This window comes from Segatella copri, assembly GCF_019249765.2.
Classification (GTDB): Bacteria; Bacteroidota; Bacteroidia; order Bacteroidales; family Bacteroidaceae; genus Prevotella; species Prevotella copri_K.
In genome coordinates, this window is the sequence record NZ_CP152485.1 from 19,851 (window position 1) to 39,698 (window position 19,848).

Annotated in this window: 21 protein-coding genes; 19 read left to right on the forward strand and 2 right to left on the reverse strand. The window is 38.6% G+C overall.

Going from position 1 to position 19,848, the window contains the following annotated elements:
• Positions 1–327: 327 nt before the first annotated feature.
• The 3 genes from KUA46_RS16335 to rhuM all read left to right on the forward strand — a co-directional run bounded on the left by KUA46_RS16335 (position 328) and on the right by rhuM (position 1,986).
• On the forward strand, positions 328–804 hold the full coding sequence (locus KUA46_RS16335) for a hypothetical protein (protein ID WP_006847522.1): 477 nt from the start codon (positions 328–330) through the stop codon (positions 802–804).
• Entirely contained in the window at positions 804–1,265 is a 462-nt protein-coding gene (locus KUA46_RS16340; RefSeq protein ID WP_119229822.1) for a hypothetical protein, read from the forward strand. Before KUA46_RS16335 ends, KUA46_RS16340 begins: the two co-directional genes overlap by 1 nt.
• Before the next feature lie 220 nt (positions 1,266–1,485).
• A complete protein-coding gene (gene rhuM / locus KUA46_RS16345; RefSeq protein ID WP_218487798.1) occupies positions 1,486–1,986 on the forward strand; it encodes a RhuM family protein in 501 nt (166 codons plus the stop codon).
• A gap of 242 nt (positions 1,987–2,228) precedes the next feature.
• Here rhuM and KUA46_RS16350 read toward each other — a convergent pair whose 3' ends face one another.
• On the reverse strand, positions 2,229–3,806 hold the full coding sequence (locus KUA46_RS16350; RefSeq protein WP_218487981.1) for an IS1634 family transposase: 1,578 nt from the start codon (positions 3,804–3,806) through the stop codon (positions 2,229–2,231).
• Positions 3,807–4,309: 503 nt separating this feature from the next.
• On the opposite strand from KUA46_RS16350, the gene KUA46_RS16355 reads away from it, so the two are divergent.
• The 6 genes from KUA46_RS16355 to KUA46_RS16380 all read left to right on the forward strand — a co-directional run bounded on the left by KUA46_RS16355 (position 4,310) and on the right by KUA46_RS16380 (position 10,392).
• Positions 4,310–4,450: a hypothetical protein gene (locus KUA46_RS16355; RefSeq protein WP_218487705.1), complete on the forward strand. Its 141-nt coding sequence runs from the start codon at positions 4,310–4,312 to the stop codon at positions 4,448–4,450.
• Between the two features lie 778 nt (positions 4,451–5,228).
• Positions 5,229–6,323 carry a DNA cytosine methyltransferase gene (locus KUA46_RS16360; RefSeq protein ID WP_200758677.1) on the forward strand — a complete coding sequence of 365 codons (1,095 nt, stop codon included), beginning with the start codon at positions 5,229–5,231 and terminating at the stop codon, positions 6,321–6,323.
• Positions 6,313–8,415, forward strand: coding sequence for an ATP-binding protein (locus KUA46_RS16365; RefSeq protein WP_218487704.1), 2,103 nt, complete (start codon positions 6,313–6,315; stop codon positions 8,413–8,415). The genes KUA46_RS16360 and KUA46_RS16365 overlap by 11 nt, the downstream gene beginning before the upstream one ends.
• Positions 8,416–8,418: 3 nt before the next feature.
• Positions 8,419–9,027 (forward strand): hypothetical protein, encoded by a 609-nt coding sequence (locus tag KUA46_RS16370; RefSeq protein ID WP_200758680.1) that lies wholly within the window; start codon positions 8,419–8,421, stop codon positions 9,025–9,027.
• Positions 9,028–9,112: 85 nt separating this feature from the next.
• Positions 9,113–9,634 (forward strand): hypothetical protein, encoded by a 522-nt coding sequence (locus KUA46_RS16375; protein ID WP_151202076.1) that lies wholly within the window; start codon positions 9,113–9,115, stop codon positions 9,632–9,634.
• Positions 9,635–9,999: 365 nt separating this feature from the next.
• Positions 10,000–10,392, forward strand: a complete 393-nt coding sequence (locus tag KUA46_RS16380; protein ID WP_200758681.1) for a hypothetical protein — start codon at positions 10,000–10,002, stop codon at positions 10,390–10,392.
• A gap of 173 nt (positions 10,393–10,565) precedes the next feature.
• Here the strand turns inward: KUA46_RS16380 and KUA46_RS16385 are convergent, their stop codons facing one another.
• The gene (locus KUA46_RS16385) at positions 10,566–10,829 is read right to left on the reverse strand and encodes an HNH endonuclease signature motif containing protein (RefSeq protein WP_200758682.1); all 264 of its coding nucleotides are present in this window, start codon (positions 10,827–10,829) and stop codon (positions 10,566–10,568) included.
• Between the two features lie 155 nt (positions 10,830–10,984).
• On the opposite strand from KUA46_RS16385, the gene KUA46_RS16390 reads away from it, so the two are divergent.
• The 10 genes from KUA46_RS16390 to KUA46_RS16435 all read left to right on the forward strand — a co-directional run bounded on the left by KUA46_RS16390 (position 10,985) and on the right by KUA46_RS16435 (position 19,824).
• The gene (locus KUA46_RS16390) at positions 10,985–11,197 is read left to right on the forward strand and encodes a hypothetical protein (protein WP_218487703.1); all 213 of its coding nucleotides are present in this window, start codon (positions 10,985–10,987) and stop codon (positions 11,195–11,197) included.
• A 369-nt stretch (positions 11,198–11,566) separates the two neighbouring features.
• A complete protein-coding gene (locus tag KUA46_RS16395) occupies positions 11,567–11,764 on the forward strand; it encodes a hypothetical protein (protein WP_218487702.1) in 198 nt (65 codons plus the stop codon).
• A gap of 307 nt (positions 11,765–12,071) precedes the next feature.
• Positions 12,072–12,980: a glucose-1-phosphate thymidylyltransferase RfbA gene (gene rfbA / locus KUA46_RS16400; RefSeq protein ID WP_218487701.1), complete on the forward strand. Its 909-nt coding sequence runs from the start codon at positions 12,072–12,074 to the stop codon at positions 12,978–12,980.
• A gap of 6 nt (positions 12,981–12,986) precedes the next feature.
• Positions 12,987–13,574: a dTDP-4-dehydrorhamnose 3,5-epimerase gene (rfbC, locus tag KUA46_RS16405; protein WP_218487700.1), complete on the forward strand. Its 588-nt coding sequence runs from the start codon at positions 12,987–12,989 to the stop codon at positions 13,572–13,574.
• 272 nt (positions 13,575–13,846) lie between these two features.
• Positions 13,847–14,377, forward strand: a complete 531-nt coding sequence (locus KUA46_RS16410) for a toxin-antitoxin system protein (RefSeq protein WP_218487699.1) — start codon at positions 13,847–13,849, stop codon at positions 14,375–14,377.
• 92 nt (positions 14,378–14,469) lie between these two features.
• Positions 14,470–15,180, forward strand: coding sequence for an IspD/TarI family cytidylyltransferase (locus tag KUA46_RS16415; RefSeq protein ID WP_153118558.1), 711 nt, complete (start codon positions 14,470–14,472; stop codon positions 15,178–15,180).
• A complete protein-coding gene (locus KUA46_RS16420; RefSeq protein ID WP_218487698.1) occupies positions 15,177–16,208 on the forward strand; it encodes an NAD-dependent epimerase/dehydratase family protein in 1,032 nt (343 codons plus the stop codon). Before KUA46_RS16415 ends, KUA46_RS16420 begins: the two co-directional genes overlap by 4 nt.
• A gap of 97 nt (positions 16,209–16,305) precedes the next feature.
• Positions 16,306–17,190 carry a capsular polysaccharide synthesis protein gene (locus KUA46_RS16425; RefSeq protein ID WP_218487697.1) on the forward strand — a complete coding sequence of 295 codons (885 nt, stop codon included), beginning with the start codon at positions 16,306–16,308 and terminating at the stop codon, positions 17,188–17,190.
• Positions 17,191–17,197: 7 nt separating this feature from the next.
• Positions 17,198–18,412, forward strand: coding sequence for a CDP-glycerol glycerophosphotransferase family protein (locus tag KUA46_RS16430; RefSeq protein WP_218487696.1), 1,215 nt, complete (start codon positions 17,198–17,200; stop codon positions 18,410–18,412).
• On the forward strand, positions 18,391–19,824 hold the full coding sequence (locus KUA46_RS16435) for a lipopolysaccharide biosynthesis protein (protein WP_218487695.1): 1,434 nt from the start codon (positions 18,391–18,393) through the stop codon (positions 19,822–19,824). Before KUA46_RS16430 ends, KUA46_RS16435 begins: the two co-directional genes overlap by 22 nt.
• Positions 19,825–19,848: the final 24 nt, after the last annotated feature.

A 19,848-nucleotide genomic window follows, 5' to 3' on the forward strand; every position in this document is an offset into this window, starting at 1 on the left:
ATCTCCCGAATCTTTCGAGACTAAGCAACATATTCGTGTAATTCGTGCAATTCGTGTTCAGTAAAATCAATGCGTAATTCGCATGCAGAGAAATATCTATTGCTGCGAAGCTTAGTGAGAACCGTTGCTGCAACGAGAGTATCTGTGCAAATCCGTGAATTGAAAATCGGCGGCCGAAGGGAGATTTGTCCACCGGACCCACTGACCAGCGGGAAGTAAAGCCAAATCTGTGGGAGATTAGAGCAAGAATCAAAAACTCCTCCAAAAATTTGGTAGTTTCACAGAAAACCCTTATATTTGCAGCCAATAATTTAGAATATTTCGATTATGGCAACATTGGTACTCGATAATACATTATATCAAGGCTATGCAACGATAGCAGAGCAGAATAACATCAGTGTGACTGATGCTATGGCAGAAGCTTTACGATTATTGAAGCAACACTTGAAAAAGAAACCAAGTCTTTCGTTAAGACAACGACTTGAGAAGCGAATTCTTGAACTTCGAGATTTGCCGGCAAATTGGGATTATGCGGGTTCCCCTTCCATATCATCAGAAGCATGTGATTATTCTCAGAAGGTTGTTGCATGTTGTAGCGAATCGTTACTTCAAGGATTAGCAATATTCCCAAATACCAATGGCTATATATTAATGCAATGGAAGACCTCCAAAGGAGACGCCTGTTTATCTATTCTTAGTGATAGGATAGTGTATGATGTCAATTATGGAGAGATAGAGAAAGAGGGCATCCTCCCACTTTCGGAACTCCCTAAATTTTTGGAAGTCTTAAAGAACATAGCCTAATGGAATGTGATATAACATTTGAGAAACCAGTATTGAAAGATTTGGAGGAGATTGCTCGATTGTTGTCTTCTCCAGCCTTTTATGATGAAAATACCCATCAGTTGAATTTTGCGGCATTTAATCTTCGACGTTTTACGAATGGTGAAGTAGAGTCTTATGTCTCATTGTCCAGGCTGTCTTTTATAGACCAAAAGCATTTGAATAAAAAAGGTAAGTATGTTTTTAAAAAGACAGAAAGCCATTATGTGGGTTATGCTCTTTTTACTCCAAGTTATTTAGCAAACTTACATGATAGATTAAGAATATATCCTGTTAAAGCAGGTCTTAATGATCATTGTGGTATGTTTTTCTTGGATAAGGATAAGAAGTTAATCTGTGATGACTTGACGATTCGTCCTTATACATTAAAAACGTTACGCTCTCTTTGTGACTTATTGCAAGCTAATGTTGTTTTAAAATAGGGGTAGTACCCAGCACCTTTAGCAAGATAATAGGAAGGCGGTCCCATCCCGCACAATATGGCGAGGGCTTTGATGCCCCGCCAACCTTATAGCGTAGCGGTTCTGAGCACCGGAGGGCGGTTACATCCCTTGCCCTTTTGGAAAGGGCGAGGGCTTGGGAGTGGGTTAAGGACCCCCTCTTCGCAAGAGGGGGACAGGGGAGTCGAAAAAAACTTACGTTATGACCATAGAAGAGAAAAAAGTAGATAAGGAAGCAGAATCAGTTTGGGCAAAATTTGCCTACACTGCCTCAGACGGCAAAACATATCAAGTTGATTATTATAATTTAGATGTTATAATATCTGTAGGTTATAGGGTAAAGTCCGTACAAGGTACAAAATTCCGTATTTGGGCTACATCTGTTTTACGCCAATATCTTCTCCAAGGTTATTCCGTGAATCGTCACTTGATAGCCTTACAGGAGAATATGGACAAGCGTATGACCCATATTGAGGATACCCAGGCCAAGCAGCAACAGCAGCTTGATTTCTTTATTCGGACTTCGACCCCTCCTGCAGAGATGGTCTTCTTCGAAGGTGATTTCTATACAGCAAGAGTTGCTTTAGAGAACCTGGTTCGTTCTGCCAATAATCGAGTAATCATCATAGATGGCTATGTTTCATCGCTAACCCTTCCCCAACAATCATATAGACATCCGAAAATGGAAAAACGAGTCCCATGACCGCTGGCTTATCATAGATGACAGCCTCTATCATTGTGGCCATTCATTAAATGCCAATGGCGGTCATAAGATTTCCGCCATAACCCTGATGGGTACCTCTCCTGAGGTAATCCTCTCAAAAGTAGAATAAAAATAATATTCCTCATTCGAGCGACGACCAGTGCAGAGCGATACTGCAATGAGGAACAAAAATGGTGGTCTCAATCCTGACTTTGACTATGCGTCACCCATCTTGGATTTTTCTATTTTTCGGGGGCAGAATCGTCACTTTTGCCCCCGTCTAGTATCTTTTGAACATCAAACAAGGGCTTGATAGAGTGTTGGGCAGGAGTCAGCAGCAATGTTTCTTGCCTGACCTTCCCATTATTCGGCATGTTGATTCTGATAGTAGCTATGGTCTTAGCAATTTTCAAAACTGAATCTACACTTTTGTTTATCTTGGCAATTTTTAAGATACGCTCCAGTTCTTTATACACCTTGTATGCAATGAAGCATATGCAGATATGTGCCTCTATTCTTTTCTCTGTGAAATGAAAGATGGGGCGTGCCTCCAAGTTCCCTTTGGTTACACGAAAGGCTCGTTCCACGACCCATAGACCGTGGTATTGTTCGACAACTTCCTTTGGTGTGATGGAAGTATTGGTTATATAACCTTTCAAGCCATCCCACTGTGAATCTTCCTTGATTTTGTCTTCGCTGATAACTACATCTATGTCTTTGCTGATTTCCAAGAATTTATTATAGCCACGCTTATTTACGGAGGCTTTTGTGATTTTTCCATTTGCATATGCCTTCTTGAGCCTTGCCACTCCCTTATCACGATTATGTGCATCCTTCTTTGCTCGTTCTTCGGAATAGCCGAGGATCAATCTTGCATTGTCACCATATCTGTATTCGTGAAATTTTCCAGGCATCTTGTCTTGCTGCAAGATCCATTCTTTTATCTGCTCAGACTCTGTATGAATACGAGCACCTATTATATATTTGTATCCTGCATCCTCCAGTAACTTTACATTGCGCTTACTCATGAGCCCTGCATCAGCCACCACTACAAAATCGTCCAGAAAGAAGCGTTGTATGAAATCATCTATGATAGGTAGCATGGTGTATCCCTCGTATTGGCTTCCATTGAAAATACAATACGACAGAGGATAGCCATCACGGCTGACCAAGAGGCCTAGCACTATCTGCGACTCTGATGTCTTGCCATCCTTTGAAAAACCAGACTCTCGCAGCACATCTGTTCTACTGGTCTCAAAATACAGTGTGGTCACATCATAGAACATCAGACCTACATGTCCACCGAGTATGCGCTTGGTGTGCTCTACACTGATGCGTTGTACCTCTTCTTTTTGGGTATAGTACAACTTGTCCATGTAGCGATAAAGCTTATACAACTCGACATCTTCATCAAAGTATGACTTCAGGTAATCTACTGTTGCGTGTTTGCTCATGGGTTGAGAGATGCGAGCGATAACCAAATGGCGAAGTATGGAATCTTGAATTTGGTTGAAACCTATGCTGTCATATACTTGGTTTAGGATAATTTGGTGTCCATTTAGAAGCAGGGAGTCTATGTTAGACAGTACTCGTTCTGTCTCTTCCTCTTCGTTTTGCTTGATGTCTGGTTCTGTGAAGTTAATCTCTTGCTGTCCACCATAAGTTCTTATCCATTTGTTCGCTTCTAGGCACAGAGCATCCGCTTCGGCATCTGTCTTCGCAACACCGAAACTCTTGATTTCACGGAACTTGCCATTGCTCTTGTCCACCACAAGCACTCCGATATGCCCACTGCGGTGCTTCTTCTTACGTACAAACATGGTGCAAAGATACAAAAAATAGTCGTTGCGTCACCCATTTACAGAGATTATTTTTGCTAAATGCCTGAAAATTAGGATATGTTATTTTATAGGTACACATTTTGTCAAAGTCAGGAAATAATATTCCTCATTCGAGCGACGACCAGTGCAGAGCGATACTGCAATGAGGAACAAAAATGGTGGTCTCAATCTGCAAGCTGTTCCTATGCACCCCCAACCTGCAAGCTATAGCAAGTTTATAGCAAATTATAGCAAGTTATACCCAGGCGGTCCCATCCCGCACAATTTGGCGAGGGCTTTGATGCCCCGTCAACCTTATAGCGTAGCGGTTCTGAGCACCGAGTAGGGCGGTTTCCTTCTTCTCGCCTGAGGAGAGAAGACCGAGATGAGAGGTGGAGCCTTCCTTAAGGGTAAGGAAGGACGGGTAGGTTTTCGAAAAAAGTCTTTCCTTGCAGGAGAGACGGAGAGGTAGAAAAAAGCCTTTATCAACAAGGAAGGACGGGATGATTATCAGGTGTATCTGTCATCATCACAAAGGTTGCAACCAAACGAAAGATGGAGAAACCACCACGCAAATCTATCTCAATTCCATCAAAAGCTCAGAAGTAGATGATGCCAACGCCAAAATACTGGCAGCCCTATAAGCCACAAAAAAGAATAAAAAGAGGGATTTTGTAAAATGAACCAAAATGAACCATTTTTCCAGAATCTTTACATGAGAGATACAGAAAAACCGAAAACTTTCGTTCAATCAACGACTTAGGAAATTATGTACGAAAAGAATAGTAAAATAATGTTGATTTTCGTAGAATGATATTAATTTTTTAACACGCATAATTTGCTAGTTTCCAACAATTTTCGTATTTTTGCAAGGAGATTCTGTGTCTCTTATATCGAGATTCAGATGAACGTCATCAAAAAACGAACTTGATTCGCATGATGAAAGAGACAAATATACACTCACAGGTTACGTCCACTATTGCAGGGGACGACGGCGAAGCCATGGCAAAAAGTGAAGGATATGTAGCTGAAAATGGTTTTCATGTCCCTAATCCCATGTAATTATAACTCGAACAAAAAGGTGAATGTCAAGGCTGCCTAAATGGCAGCTTTGGCAATACCAATTAATAATATGCTTTTTTTGAAAAATTATTGGATGTGCTAACTACTGAAAATCAGTAGTTACGTTCTAACGGTGATTTACTCCAGATGGCAACAAAATAGTTCAAAGACCGAATCGCCCAACTTTGGGACTATATTTAGGCAATAAGAGGCATTTTTGACGCTGTATAAACTGGTCGTTTGCCAACTTGCCGCCAAAGTTAGTTAACGCCAAGGATAGCGTAAAAACTTTCCAAGGCATATATTTAATTCAAATTTAACACACTTTTTAAAGTGGAGTCATTAATTTAATTACGAACAATGAAAGAAATTAAATCACATAAACGAAGAGGAAAACTGCCAAAAATAGAGGTGGTTGATTTGTTTTGTGGTATTGGTGGGTTGAGTTTTGGAATGAAATCTAAGGGCTTTTCCATTCTTGCTGGATTTGATTTAGATGCAACTTGTAAATATGCATATGAAACTAACAACGAAGCCAAATTCAATTATAAGGATATCAAGGAGGTTCATGGAATAGATATAAACAAATACTATTCAAAGAAATCCATCAAGGTGTTGGCTGGTTGTGCACCATGTCAGCCGTTTTCTTCTTATGCATTCAAAAACAAAGAGAAAGATCCGAATAAGTATGATTTACTATACGAATTCGGTAGATTGGTGAAGGAAGTTCAGCCAGATATTATAACAATGGAAAATGTACCATCCCTTCTTACTTTTAATGAGAAAGATGTTTTTGGCGATTTTGTACATACGCTAAAAGAAGCAAAATATAACGTTTCGTATCATGTAGTATATTGCCCAGATTATGGTATTCCTCAGACGCGAAAGAGGTTGGTTTTATTGGCATCTCGGCTAGGTCCTATAGATTTGATTAAGGAAACTTGTACCCCCGATAATTATAAAACAGTACGAGATACTATTGGAAACTTGCCTCCTTTAAAAGCTGGCGAGGCTAGCTCCACTGACTCCCTACACAGATGTTGTTTCCTATCAGAAAAGAATTTGCAGCGCATCAAGGCGACTCCAGCAGGAGGTAGTTGGAAAGACTGGCCATCAGAGCTGGTTTTGGAATGTCATAAAAGAAAGGGTGGAAAAAGTTTTGGTAGTGTATATGGAAGAATGCGATGGGACAAGCCTAGTCCTACCATGACCACGCAATGTACGGGTTTGGGAAATGGAAGATTCGGTCATCCCGACCAAGATAGGGCTATTTCTGTTAGAGAAGCGGCACTGTTGCAAACCTTCCCTCGTTCTTATGCCTTCTTTGACAACGAGGATTCAATATCTATTGGTGTAGCCTCTAGATACATCGGGAATGCTGTACCTCCCAGACTTGGGGAAGTAATTGCAGAAAGTATTATTCAACATATTAGAAATACGCCAAATGAAAGATAAAAATCAAACCTTAAAATGGCGATTTGATGTTTCGACTTTTCGCTTGATAGGTCGTGAGCTCATTACAGATAGAGTCACGGCTCTATTCGAATTGGTGAAAAATTGCTATGATGCCAATGCATGTCAGGTTACTGTTCGATTCACAAATGTGGGGGCTGACAAACAAAATGCTGTCATAGAAATTATCGACGATGGCTGTGGCATGTCTTTTGAAGATATCAGGGACAAATGGATGGTTATTGGAACGTCATCTAAACGTAAAAATCCCTATTCTCCAGAACCTTTTCACCGAAGATGCGTAGGCGAAAAAGGAATTGGACGGTTTGCTGTTGATAAGCTAGGTGACAAGACTCGCATTATTACCAAAACAGCGGGTGAAAAGGAATGGCTGAATGTTGTAATTGATTGGTCTTTCTACGAACATAATGATACCAATGACATACTGCTGTTTACTGATATTGAAAACGATTACCAATATTCTCCCGCAGACAAACTCTCAGAATCGGGTACAAAGTTGGTTATCTCGGCTATCAGAGAGTATTGGACCAAAAGCGAAATAGAACAACTCATTCGTCAGATATCGAAGATCAGATCTCCTTTTGTTAATAAAAATGATGAATTTCAAGTTCGTGTGGTAGCCGATGAATTCGGAATCAATCAAAATGCAATTCATACAATTGAGGAGACAGATATAGCGACAGCTTCATTTACAATCGATTTTAACGAAAAGAACAACACTCAGGAAAGTATATTTTTTGATAAAAAAAGTAGTTCTTTTAAATCTCGAAATATACCCATAGATAAAGACTTTGGTGGAATCAAAATGAGAGTATATTTCTTTGATGGACCTGCTCGTGCCAAATATCGCAAAGCATACCCCAACGATTCGATAGATGGTTTCAAAGTCTATAGAGATGGCATCATCACCACACCATTTGCCGAGGCAAACAAGGATCAAGATAAAAAAAGAGATATCTTAGGAATTGACAAGCGTGTGTGGCAAGATATTTTCAACAGAATAAGTACGCGTGAATTTCTTGGCTCCATCGAATTGACTCGTGATGGAAACCCAAATATTATTGATGCTACCAACAGACAAGATTTTGTTGATAATGAGGCTTATCGTAAATTCAAGGACTTTATCGTACTTCAGCTAAATGCATTACAAGCCTATAAAGAGACCATGCGTAAGAAACAGAAAGAAGAAGTTTCTACTGAGCTAAATTCTGCATCTGAAAATATAAACCAATTCATCACTACGATTTCCGACTTTGCACAGCAGAACTCCAGTTTAAAGCCCACGGTTGATATTCTTATCAAACAAGCAAAAAAGACTGGGCAGTCAGTAAAAAATGCAATCAAGGAACAGAAGAAGGTAGAAGAGGACTTTACGCGTAAAGAGAATATCTATATGAGCATCATGTCACTGCAAGACTATGCCATACAGATTGCACATGCCGTTCGTACCACTTTAAATCAGATGAAGGATAGAATTGAATTTTTCTATCGTTATTACCCTGATCCAGAAGAAGAAGAACTTTTCAAATTATACGCAAAAGAAATGTTCCAAAAATACAAGGTGCTGAACCGGGTGATTGACTTTATGCTGAGTTACTCGCAGTCCAATCTGAATCCTGAAGAAATTGTTTTAAAGGAGATTTTCGAAGAAATTTTGAATGACTACAGCCATATATTTAATCAAGAAAACATCAAGGTTGATAGTTCTTTCCCTGTTCAACTCAAGTTGACAATTAATAAGCAGTTCTTTAGAGACATCCTTCAAAATCTGATTGACAATTCGATTAAGGCAATGGCAAATGCCAAAACCAAGATCCTAAAGGTGTCCTATGAAGCACTCTCCAATAATCTTGTCATTAAGGTTTCGGATACTGGGGTTGGAATCCCTGTAGAACGCAGAGAGCAAGTATTTGCCCTATACTATACTACCACTCAAGATAAAGGCGGGGCTGGTGTTGGCTTATACATTGTTAAGACCAGAGTAGAATCTTTGAAGGGAACTGTGTCTATTGAGGACAGTGAATTTGGTGAGATTGGGACTACGGTAAAAATTGTTATACCCTTTAAACATTAAAGTATGGATTTCAAAGTAGTATTTATTGATGATAATCTAGACGTAAATGAACCTATCGTTCAGAATATCAGAAAGCATTATAAAAATGCTGATTATAGTCATGTCTTTAAGAATCCGCAAGAGGGCTTAGATTTTGTTCTAGAAAACATAAATAGTAGGATGATTGTATTTCTTGACTGGAACTTTAGTGGTTTACCTACCAAAGGGATAGACATTCTGAAAGAAATACGAAAAAAAACATCTTTACTATATGTGATAATGATGTCAGCTAATCCTGTAACCTCATTTCCAGCTCAGTCGGTTATTGATATGATGAACGAAGAGAATTTCTTTTTTTTAGATCGCAGCCAAGACATTGACGTGACGTTTGGGCTGATTGACAAGATACAGAAAAATTGGGTTACTAGATTTGATTGTATCTTAGAGCAATGGCTCATTAATCATCCCGAATGTTCTGACAAGATTGCTTTTAGGACTTTTGACCAAACGATTACATGGCAAAAAATATTGGAAGAACTTCGCAAACAATCCACGATTGGGAAATCATTTGAAAAGATGGTGAATCAGTTCTATATCTATCAATTTACTGAAAACTCGGAGGCTAATGAGTAGTGTTTTGATTGCATACAACAATGATTGTAATACGGAATTACATCATTTTTTCGAGTCTTGCTCAGATGAAGCGAAACAAGCTTGTTTGGATAACAAGATAACATTTGAGAGCGTATGTCCACCTAACTTAAATGCAGATAAAGTTTGTGGAAAGATGGAGAGTAACTCTCTTTGTGTTATTGTCTCTCATGGCATAAATGGTGAGATTATCAACGAAAATAACGAAGAAGTCATCTCTATCCATACAACAAACTATAATTTTGCCAACAAAGGACTTTACGCTTTAGCTTGTTATTCAGGTCTAGATTTAAAAGATGAGTTAATAAGAATTGGAATTAAATTCTTCGTAGGTTACTCAGACTCATGGATGATAGGAACTGACGAAGAGTTATTCTTGAAATGTGCTCTTCAGGGCTTGAAAGATTTTCTTTCTGGAAAATCTAAGAAGGATGCAAAGGAATGTATGATATCCACATATAAAAATACGATTAAAGATATGCCATCTAATTCTTTTGAGGATAACTTTCAAAAGATGCTAATGATAAACAATTTGGAGTCTCTTGTTTTTGAAGGAGAAGATGATTTATTGTTTTCTGATTTAGCGTAAAAATACCCCAGTTCGGGATAAGATTTTGTTCATAAAAAAGTTGGTAGTCTTATAAATATTTTGCACCTTTGCAGGTGAAAGTGTGTCCTGAGACAGAATGAAATCTGATATTGGCTATATTTGATAGATTTCTGTTATAACTTCTAAAGAGATGGTGGCAGACCCACCGCATTCGGCATGCAGGTGCTGATTGCAAACCGCTTTGTGCTGCTCTGATGGAAACAGATGGGTAGTGAACGACAATTGAAAGCCTTCTGTAAGGTTGGCAAGGTATGTGTCAAGGAGCTGAACGCAAGTGAACCATTAAGTTTCTGGTTTCAGGGATTTGATGAGTTACGCGTTAACAAATTAACATTTTAACATTTATGGATAAGATTATAGCACTATACGGTGGTGCAAATGTAGGGAAGAGCACCACGTTTATGGAACTGGCAACGATGCTGCCAGAACCGATAGACACCCTACACTGGAACAAGAGCGACTACCGCGCCACTTTCATGGTGAACGGCAAAAAAGTGTGCATCTGCACATGGGGTGACAACCGAGCTGAACTTGATAGGAATATTGCATATTTCCACAAGATGCAGCCTGATATTGCCGTGACTGCCACAAGGACATGGGGAAAGACAGTTGAGGCTGTAGAGGAATATGCCAAGGAGTTTGAACCGCATGCACCAATCGAATGGATTCGCAAATGGAGATCATCGAAGGAGGATTGTAAGGGTATGGCTGAGAATATCTTGAAAAAGTGGGTATGATAGATTAACAACATAAGAAAAAGGAACCCGACTTATGGAAGTGATAATAACAAACATCAAGAGGTGGTAAGTAATGGGTCACGCCTGTTTGTGTAACCAAAAGGATATTACATGATTCAAAGCAAAAAAAGCCAGCCATTCGGCAGGATGGCTGGCAAAATAAAAGAATAGTCTTACTTCTTCTTGTAAGGGTACTTGGCGCCTTTGCTTGAGTTTTCACTGCTCTGAAGTGGCTGTAGATTCCTCATACTATTGGTACCACCATTGTCTTTTGGGTTTTTGTGGTCAACCTCCCAACCCATGGGCGACTCCTTACCGTAGCTCTGTCGATAAATCTCATTACCGCATGCGTCCTTGCGATAGCGAGCAGGGTCTTTCCCTGGAATCTCTTTGCCTTTGGCAAAAATCTGGTCTAATTGTTCTTTTGAGTATGTCAATGCTTTACACCTCCTTCCTATGCTAAGATTTGGTACGATAGATACCAAGCATATTGTTCATTCTGCAAAAATGCCGCCAAAATTCGTAGTGCAGACAAATTGTCACATTATTGTAAAAAATAGCTGGTAAATTACCGAACCAGTTCTATAGCCTCGTGACAACCAAGATCGACCAGAAGGTGCAAGGCTATGTGACCAACATCACAGAGACAGAAGAGGAAGGCAAGCCTAGCATCATCACTTCCGTTCTGGTGGAAACTGCTGTATTTGCAGACTGCCATTTTCTTCAAGAGGCGGTGGAAAACAGCGAACGCGTCACGAATTCTGCCATTGAAGACCTTTATGCAGATGGTGCCTACCAAAGATAGGGGCTTGCTCAAACATCGTATGCATGCATATAGCAGATGTATGTGGATGAACCTCAGAAGGATGGTAATATTCCAGATTTCAACATTTCAAAGATCGATATTTGCCCTTTTCGGGCCTATCAGAGAAACTTTCGGCTCTTTCATGGCTAATTCTCGAAAGATGTTCACCAGCGGAGCCGATTGCTATGTTTCACTCTGAATGACCACACTGGTTATGCTGGATTCAAAATATACCCCTTTTTAAAGTGGGCTCAGTGATTAAGCAATCTAAGAGTTAATTCTATTTTGTTTATTATGATTCATCGAAATAATCAAGATTACATAACAGCCTTTGTCGAAGGCTATATTTGTGCCATTATAGGTGAGCGGATGACAATCGCTAAGGTATCAGAGGCTGAACTTGATAATGCAAAGCATTCAGCTGAGAAGTATGTAGAGTTTCAAATCGAGCATTCTGATTTCTCTGAAGAGGAGAAGGAAGCGATGAAGAAAGACTATAAGCTTTGGGCAGAATGTGCATTGCAAGGAATGAAGAAACGATTACGTGATAGTGGTAGATTACTATGATGCGCTAGCCGATAAACACTCGCAAATCTCGAGCAAACGAACGCAAAGAAAGTTTACTTTCAATTTGTTGAGTGCAGCCGAGATTCATAGGATAATTCTATTGCGTCAACACCCAACACCAGCCCCTTGCGGGTAAAGACTCCGCTGGTGTTACCAAAACTCTGGCGGAGGCTATAGCGTAGCCAGTTACATCCTCTCGTTCCTGAGGAAAGAGAGGCTTGGTAAGAAAGGTGGAGCCTTCTTTAATGGTAAAGAAGGACGGGATGATTTTAGAAAATCATGTTATTGATCAATAAATAATAATGATATGAAAGGAATAGTATTAGCAGGTGGAAGCGGAACACGCTTGTACCCTATCACAAAGGGTATCAGCAAGCAGCTGATACCAATCTTTGATAAACCAATGATATATTACCCAATATCAGTATTGATGTTGGCAGGTATCCGTGAGATACTCATTATTTCAACACCATTTGACCTGCCAGGCTTTAAACGCCTCTTAGGCGATGGAAGCCAGTTAGGTGTGAAGTTTGAGTATGCTGAGCAGCCTTCACCAGATGGCTTGGCCCAAGCCTTCATTATCGGTGAGAAGTTTATTGGTAATGATTCCGCTTGCCTCGTATTAGGCGATAATATCTTCTATGGTGCAGGATTGAACCAAATGCTTCATCAGGCAGTGGCAGATGCTGAGCAGAACGACAAGGCAACCGTTTTTGGCTATCGTGTCAGCGATCCTGAGCGATATGGCGTGGCAGAGTTTGATGAGCAAGGCAATTGCCTGAGCATTGAAGAGAAGCCTCAGCATCCAAAGAGCAACTATGCTGTGGTAGGCTTATACTTCTATCCTAACAAGGTGGTGGAAGTAGCCAAGCATATCAAGCCATCCGCTCGTGGTGAATTGGAAATCACAACAGTAAACCAGGAGTTCCTGAAGGATAAGCAGCTGAAGGTACAGACCATGGCAAGAGGATTTGCTTGGCTTGATACCGGAACCCATGATTCCCTTTCTGAAGCATCTACCTTTATTGAAGTCCTGGAGAAGCGCCAGGGCTTGAAGGTCGCTTGCTTGGAAGGTATCGCATACCGTCAAGGTTGGATTACCGCAGAAAGATTAAGAGAGAATGCTCAGCCAATGCTGAAGAATGACTATGGCAAGTATCTCCTTTCAATACTTGAAGAGAAAAATCAAACACTAAAAAAGAATTTAGAATATTAGAAAACAATGAATATAATTAAAACTGATATAGATGGCGTACTCATTATAGAGCCACGCCTCTTCCGTGATGCTCGTGGCTACTTTTTCGAGAGCTTCAGCGAACGAGAGTTTGAAGAGAAGGTTGCCCCAATCCTGGGACACAGTGTTCACTTTTGTCAGGACAACGAGTCTATGAGCAGCTATGGCGTGATGCGAGGCCTGCACTTCCAACGCCCACCATATACCCAGAGCAAGCTGGTACGTTGCGTAAAAGGTAGAGTGCTTGATGTTGCAGTAGATATCCGCAAAGGTTCACCAACCTACGGCAAACATGTAGCCGTAGAGTTGACAGAAGACAATCATCGTCAGTTCTTCATTCCAAAGGGCTTTGCCCATGGTTTTGCCGTACTTTCAGAAACAGCTGTCTTCCAATACAAGTGTGATAACTTCTATCATCCAGAGGCCGATGGAGGCATCAGTATCCTCGATAATACCCTCGGTATCGATTGGAAGATTCCAACGGAACATGCTAATCTCTCAGAGAAAGATACGAAGCATGCGATGCTGAAGGACTTCGATTCTCCATTTGATATCAACATAGATTTATACAAATAGGGTCTTATGGCAGATAAAAATTTTTTAGAGCGAATGCTCTCGATTGTAAAATAATGGGAATGCTTTATCGGTAATATACATTATGCCTTGATGACAAAGGCACTTTTAGTTAAGCCTGTTTAAAAATCGAAAATGTTCAAATTCTTAAAATACTCTGCATCCTCCTAGTAAACACTTGGGATAGAGCTATTTTGTCATAGGGGTTGAATGCTTACTAAGGGAATAGATGAGTTGTAGATTGAAAAATAATAATTTTAGGAGATAAAACGCTTATGTATTTATATCGAGTAGATAAAAGATATTTTGAGGTCGGGGCAGAGATTCAACCTCAAACGAATTTTGAACAATATATGGACGAAGAGTCAATGAAAGTAGAAAATATACTTAACGCTAATCGTCCAGTTCAGATCCCTCTGAGGAAGGATTGCTTGTTCTTATTCTTCGAGCTCTCCGCAGCTTTGAATTTCTTTAGAAAATATGGTGGTTATGTTTATGAAGTAGAGGTTGATTGCCATGATATCTATCATCGTGGTGATATGAATAAGCTTGATAACCTCCTTGATTTAGTCAGATTTACTGATGAAGTAGATATTTTGACAGCTGCAGGCAATGAATATTGGAAAGGAGGAACTCATACTTTTATGCCATGTTATGAGTACTTGGTAAAAAGTTGCATTGTCAGAAAATGTCTTGTTGAGCCAAGTGAACTTAAAAGTTTTACCGATAATTTTGAAATAACAAATTCGATAGAGAGAACAGATTTGTATCTACATACGTTAGAAAATATTAATTCGCCACTGTAGATGGTTATGTCTTCTTTTCTGGCGATTGTGTCATTTGTCATGAGAAAGTATGTATGTTTGGATAAATGTAAACTCTAAAAAATAATATATTTATGAATATAGCAATTATAATAGCTGGTGGTGTCGGCAGTAGAATGGGACAAAGCATCCCAAAGCAGTTTATCAATGTGTATGACAAACCTATTCTTCTCTATACTCTTGAAAGTTTTGAGAAGCATCCTATGGTAGATGCCATTGAACTTGTCTGTATTGATGGGTGGGAAAATGTTGTTTGGTCTTATGCTGAGCAATACAATATATCTAAATTGAAATGGATTGTAAAGGGGGGAAACTCTGGTCAGGAGTCCATTAGAAATGGAGTGTTCAATTTGGAGGATAAATGCTCAAAGGATGACACGATTATCATTCACGACGGTATTCGACCATTGGTAGACGCTGAGGTGTTAGCTGATGTTATATGTAAAGCTCAGAAATATGGTAATGCTGTTACATCTTTACCTTATAATGAACAAATATTTCTGGTGAGCGAGGATGATGAATCTACAACAACAAAGTTTATTCCTCGTGAAACGATTCGACGTGTTTCTACGCCTCAAGCTTATCGTTTTGACTTGTTGGATGGCAAGTACCATGAGGCTTTTGAAAAGCAGATTGGTATTTATGGTTCTCACTATACAAATACCATGATGGTAGAACTAGGTGTTCGTTTACATTTCGCCGCAGGTAGCGATAAGAATATCAAGTTAACAACACCTGATGATTTGGAAATTTTTAAAGGATATTTAAATAGAAAGAACAAATGATGAAATTGAACAAGCATAATCTTTTATATGTTGAGGATCTAAATCATATTCTCAGCATAAAAGATATAGATAAACTCCAAGGAAAGTCTTTCTTGATAACAGGTGCTACAGGTATGGTTGGTGTAATGCTGATTGATGCCCTGATGCGTATACATCAAGTAAAAGTCTATGCTGTAGGTAGAAATGCAGAGAAAGCGCAAGCAAGATTAGGTGAGTATTTTTCTAATCCCAATTTTGAATTCATTGAGCATGATGTGTGTGAGCCATTCACAGAAAATATAAGTGTAGACTATATCATTCCTATGGCAAGTAATACGCATCCGTTGGCTTATTCAAAGTATCCGATAGAAACCATACTAATAAATGTTAAGGGTATAGAGAATGCTTTGAATCTTGCAGATAGATGCCATGCGACGGTATTGTATACTTCAACTAATGAGGTGTATGGTAATGCACGAAACGAAGAGAGTTTTACGGAGGATTATAATGGAATATTAAATCTTTCTAATTCACGTTCTTGTTATAATGAGTCAAAACGAACGTCAGAGGCATTGTGCCAGTCTTATATAGCGGAAAGAAACACGAGCGTGAAGATAGCCAGATTGTGTCGAATCTTTGGACCAACCATGTTAGAAAATGATACTAAGGCTTCTTCGCAGTTTATTAAAAATGCTATAGATGGTAAAGATATAGTTCTCAAGAGCGAGGGGAATCAGTATTTTTCTTATACTTATGTTGCAGATGCAGTAAGAGGATTACTGACCGTTTTGTTGCAGGGAGAGATTGGGGTACCGTATAATGTAAGTAGTGAAAAAACGAATGTTCATTTACGTGATTTTGCAAGATTTTGTGCTGAGGCTATTGGTAAAAAAGTAATTTTTGATTTGCCATCTGAAACAGAAAAAAAAGGCTATAGTATTGCAACTAAAGCTATTTTAGAGAACGGACGAATTAAGAAAATTGGTTTTGAACCAGTTTACGAAATGAGTGATGCTGTGAGCAGAACAATTGAAATTCTGAAGAGCTAAGATAAAAACTATTGGCAGGCGAAGTGCATGGGGGCACATTTTTATAAGCTACTTTTCTGCTCTTTGCATGTAGCCTGCCTTTCCAAAAATAGTGACTATGAATATTGTACAATTGATTTTTAGATGGCTTCCTGATTTTTTATATTTTAGGGAGTTGAATCTTACCAAACAACAGTGGTTCTTCTATAAGTGGGTAAAAAGACATTTGAAGTGGGCTTATATGTCCATAGAATGTGAAAAAGTGATACCTCCACATGATGTAGTAGAAAACCAATCTATTTTTATGTATTGGAAACAAGGTTGGGAGAATGCACCAGAATTGGTGAAACGATGTTTGGTCAGTGTGAGAGCTAATGCAGGTGGACATCCACTTATCTTATTGGATGAGAATAATCTGACTCAATATGTTAAGATGCCCGCATTCATAGAGAAAATGCATGCTGAGGGTATTATTCCCGAAGCGAATTATTCTGATATGCTGCGTACTTGTCTTTTACTTCAATATGGTGGATATTGGTTAGATGCAACTTGTCTCTTGACATCTTCATTTCCTGAAGTAATTGATAAGAGTGAGTATTTTATGTTTCAGCGCCATCTTTTTCCTGATTGGGCTTCTCCGATAAAGTGTTCTAACTGGTTTATTCATAGCAAAAAGGAATCTCCAATATTGCGTGGAATGAAGAACTGGTTGTTTAATTATTGGCAAAGAAAGAACTATATTATTAATTACTATATGTTCCATTTTGCTTTATCTGCTTTGGTTGAAGAGGATAAGCAATGTAAGGAACTTTGGCAAAATATGCCGTATGTTTGTAATATGAATCCTCATGTTCTTCTCTTTAGCTTTTCTCGTAAATATACACCAGAGTATTATCAATTCATAAAGGATTCTTGTTTTATACATAAGTTGAGTTATAAGTTTGATAAAAAGTTATTAGAATCAGAAGAGAATAATATACTTAAGAATTTCCTCGAAAAATAACATTGTAATGCAATATAGAAAAATAACTTTACATAGGATCCTTCACGGAATAAAGAGGAGATGGGAGCATAGAAGATGGGATGTTCTTTATCCAATATGCTGTAAGATGTTTCCTGTTTCTTCAAATAAGGTTTGTTTTATAAGTTGGAATGGAGCTCATTTTAACTGCAATCCGAAGGCTATTGCTACTTATGTAGCAGAGCACAACTATGATGGCAAGTTACAGTTAATTGCTGTAGTAAACTATCCAAAACTTTATAGAAATCAATATAGTGGTATAAAGTTTATCCGTACGTTTTCTCTAAAGCATATATATATGCTGGCAACTTGTAAGATGTTGGTCGCAAATATCAGAATGAGTTCGTTTAACAAACGTAAGGGACAGTTATATATCCAAACTTGGCATGGAACAGGACCCAAAAAGTCAGAGAAAGACAGTGTTGCTGTATTGAACAAAGCTTACATAGATAGTGCTATCAAGGATTGTCGTCAAACAGATTTAATGCTGAGCGGAAGTATCTATTTCTCAAAATGGATACGTCATTCTACTTGGTACACAACTGGAAAAATTCTTGAAGCAGGAACTCCTAGATATGATGATTTCTTTAATCAGAAGATATATGATTCATTGAGAAAACGAGTTCTTGCTAAGTATCATATTGAAGAACATATCAAGCTGGTGATATATGCACCTACATTTCGATCTCTTACAGAAATCGATAATTATGGCTTTGATTCTGAAAGGCTCATAAAATCATTAGAAGAAAAGTTTGGGGGTGAATGGAAGTTACTTTTGAGATTTCATCCGAATGTAGCAAACTTTCCTCTTCCCGACATCTTTGCTAAGCATTTGTCTCGTTATGTCATCAATGTAACTCAATATGATGATATGCAAGATTTGCTTTGTGCAGCAGATGTCATGATTACAGATTTTTCATCTGTTTCTACAGAATTTGCTGTGCAAAGAAAACCTTGTTTCTTGTATGCACCAGATTACGATTCGTATGACAGAGGACTCTATTTAATTCCTAATCAGATGCCTTTTATGTTCTCAGAAACAGAAGAACAGTTATTAAGCAATATTCGTAATTTCGATGGGAAAAAATATAGCATGGCTGTAGATAAGTATTGGAAGTTGTTAGGTATTAAGGAGAATGGAACTGCCTGTCAAGCAGTTTTTAACGAAATAAATAAAATGTTATGGCATTATACACTGGAGTAAGTGCTGCTATTTGGAGTTTCTTCGAGAAACTATCTAGTCAAGCTGTAAGTTTCGTTATTGGAATAGTCTTGGCGCGATTGTTGACTCCTTATGACTATGGAGTTGTAGGATTGACTGCTATTTTCATAGCTGTATCAAATGTGTTTATCGAAGCAGGCTTTGCAAATGCTCTGATACAAAATCAGCATCGCACAGAGAAAGACCTTTCTACAGCGTTTTATTTTAATGTGGTGATAGGTTTAGTCTGTTATGCTCTATTATGGATATTCACTCCAGGCATAGCTGCTTGGTTTAAGGAGCCTTTGTTGATACCTTTGCTTAAGATTGTTGGCATAAATGTCATCTTAAACTCTTTATGTATTGTCCAAACTGCAATCTTGACAGCTAAGTTAAATATACGCCTTCAGACAATCATCAATTTGTCGGCTCAACTTCCAGCAGGTATTATCGCTATTGTCATGGCGTATCATGGTATGGGTGTTTACGCTTTGGCTTTGCAGGCAGTTTTAGCATCGTTGATTCGTGTTATATTGCTTTGGATATTTGCCAAATGGATACCTAAGGAAAAGTTTGATAAACAATCATTAGCAAAGTTATGGAGCTTTGGAAGTAAATTGTTGGGTGCTAACTTGATTGGTACTTTGTTTAGTCAGGTTTATTCCATTGTTATCGGTAAGTTTATAGGCAAGAATGAACTGGGCTATTTTTCAAAAGCAAATGGCTTATGTACCAATGTAGATGGTGTAACATCTGGAATTGTGCAGAGAGTAGCTCTTCCTGTACTTGCAAAGTATCAAGATGACGAATTGATGCTAACTGAAAAATTCCGAGAAAGCATGCGCTTGTTAGTAATGTTGATCGCCCCATTAACTGCATTTTTGAGCTTTGCGTCAGATGATATTATCGTCTTGTTGTGGACGGAAAAATGGCTTTATTGTTCTTTACTTTTTAAAATACTTATAGTGGGCATCATGTTTGGACCAGTTGGGCAGATGAGCCTTAGTTTAATGCAAGCACTAGGAAGAACTGGAATGGTGTTAAAACTAGAATTTCCGAAGAAAATAGTATATTGTATATATCTATTTGTAGGTTTTCAATATGGAGTAGTTGGCTTGGCGATAGCAAACGTTTTTATTAATATCACAGGAACATTGATTAATGTGTGGGCAACTCGTAAACTCCTACCATATAGTTATGTAAAGCAGCTTATGGATGTTTCTGTTTATGTAATCATTGCATTTGTTGTGGGATGGTTATCTTCTCTGATGATAGATTTTAATAGTAATATTTTAAATATTCTATCCTATTTGTTGATAGTCATGGTAGGGTATGTTGCTGTATTATTTGCATTGAAAGATAAAATTTTCCAAAAGTACTTGTCTAAATTGGCGTCCAATTTAAAACACGTATAGAAGAAATACTAATATCGTTGTTAC

What these genes read in the sequence shown, in the direction of transcription:
- KUA46_RS16340 (WP_119229822.1), top strand. Translation starts at nt 804, where the DNA reads ATGGAATGTGATATAACATTTGAGAAACCAGTATTGAAAGATTTGGAG.
- KUA46_RS16335 (WP_006847522.1), top strand. Translation starts at nt 328, where the DNA reads ATGGCAACATTGGTACTCGATAATACATTATATCAAGGCTATGCAACG.
- rfbA (WP_218487701.1), top strand. Translation starts at nt 12,072, where the DNA reads ATGAAAGGAATAGTATTAGCAGGTGGAAGCGGAACACGCTTGTACCCT.
- KUA46_RS16360 (WP_200758677.1), top strand. Translation starts at nt 5,229, where the DNA reads ATGAAAGAAATTAAATCACATAAACGAAGAGGAAAACTGCCAAAAATA.
- KUA46_RS16395 (WP_218487702.1), top strand. Translation starts at nt 11,567, where the DNA reads ATGACAATCGCTAAGGTATCAGAGGCTGAACTTGATAATGCAAAGCAT.
- KUA46_RS16350 (WP_218487981.1), bottom strand. Translation starts at nt 3,806, where the DNA reads ATGTTTGTACGTAAGAAGAAGCACCGCAGTGGGCATATCGGAGTGCTT.
- KUA46_RS16425 (WP_218487697.1), top strand. Translation starts at nt 16,306, where the DNA reads ATGAATATTGTACAATTGATTTTTAGATGGCTTCCTGATTTTTTATAT.
- KUA46_RS16355 (WP_218487705.1), top strand. Translation starts at nt 4,310, where the DNA reads ATGATTATCAGGTGTATCTGTCATCATCACAAAGGTTGCAACCAAACG.
- KUA46_RS16435 (WP_218487695.1), top strand. Translation starts at nt 18,391, where the DNA reads ATGGCATTATACACTGGAGTAAGTGCTGCTATTTGGAGTTTCTTCGAG.
- KUA46_RS16380 (WP_200758681.1), top strand. Translation starts at nt 10,000, where the DNA reads ATGGATAAGATTATAGCACTATACGGTGGTGCAAATGTAGGGAAGAGC.
- rfbC (WP_218487700.1), top strand. Translation starts at nt 12,987, where the DNA reads ATGAATATAATTAAAACTGATATAGATGGCGTACTCATTATAGAGCCA.
- KUA46_RS16415 (WP_153118558.1), top strand. Translation starts at nt 14,470, where the DNA reads ATGAATATAGCAATTATAATAGCTGGTGGTGTCGGCAGTAGAATGGGA.
- rhuM (WP_218487798.1), top strand. Translation starts at nt 1,486, where the DNA reads ATGACCATAGAAGAGAAAAAAGTAGATAAGGAAGCAGAATCAGTTTGG.
- KUA46_RS16370 (WP_200758680.1), top strand. Translation starts at nt 8,419, where the DNA reads ATGGATTTCAAAGTAGTATTTATTGATGATAATCTAGACGTAAATGAA.
- KUA46_RS16430 (WP_218487696.1), top strand. Translation starts at nt 17,198, where the DNA reads ATGCAATATAGAAAAATAACTTTACATAGGATCCTTCACGGAATAAAG.
- KUA46_RS16365 (WP_218487704.1), top strand. Translation starts at nt 6,313, where the DNA reads ATGAAAGATAAAAATCAAACCTTAAAATGGCGATTTGATGTTTCGACT.
- KUA46_RS16420 (WP_218487698.1), top strand. Translation starts at nt 15,177, where the DNA reads ATGATGAAATTGAACAAGCATAATCTTTTATATGTTGAGGATCTAAAT.
- KUA46_RS16410 (WP_218487699.1), top strand. Translation starts at nt 13,847, where the DNA reads ATGTATTTATATCGAGTAGATAAAAGATATTTTGAGGTCGGGGCAGAG.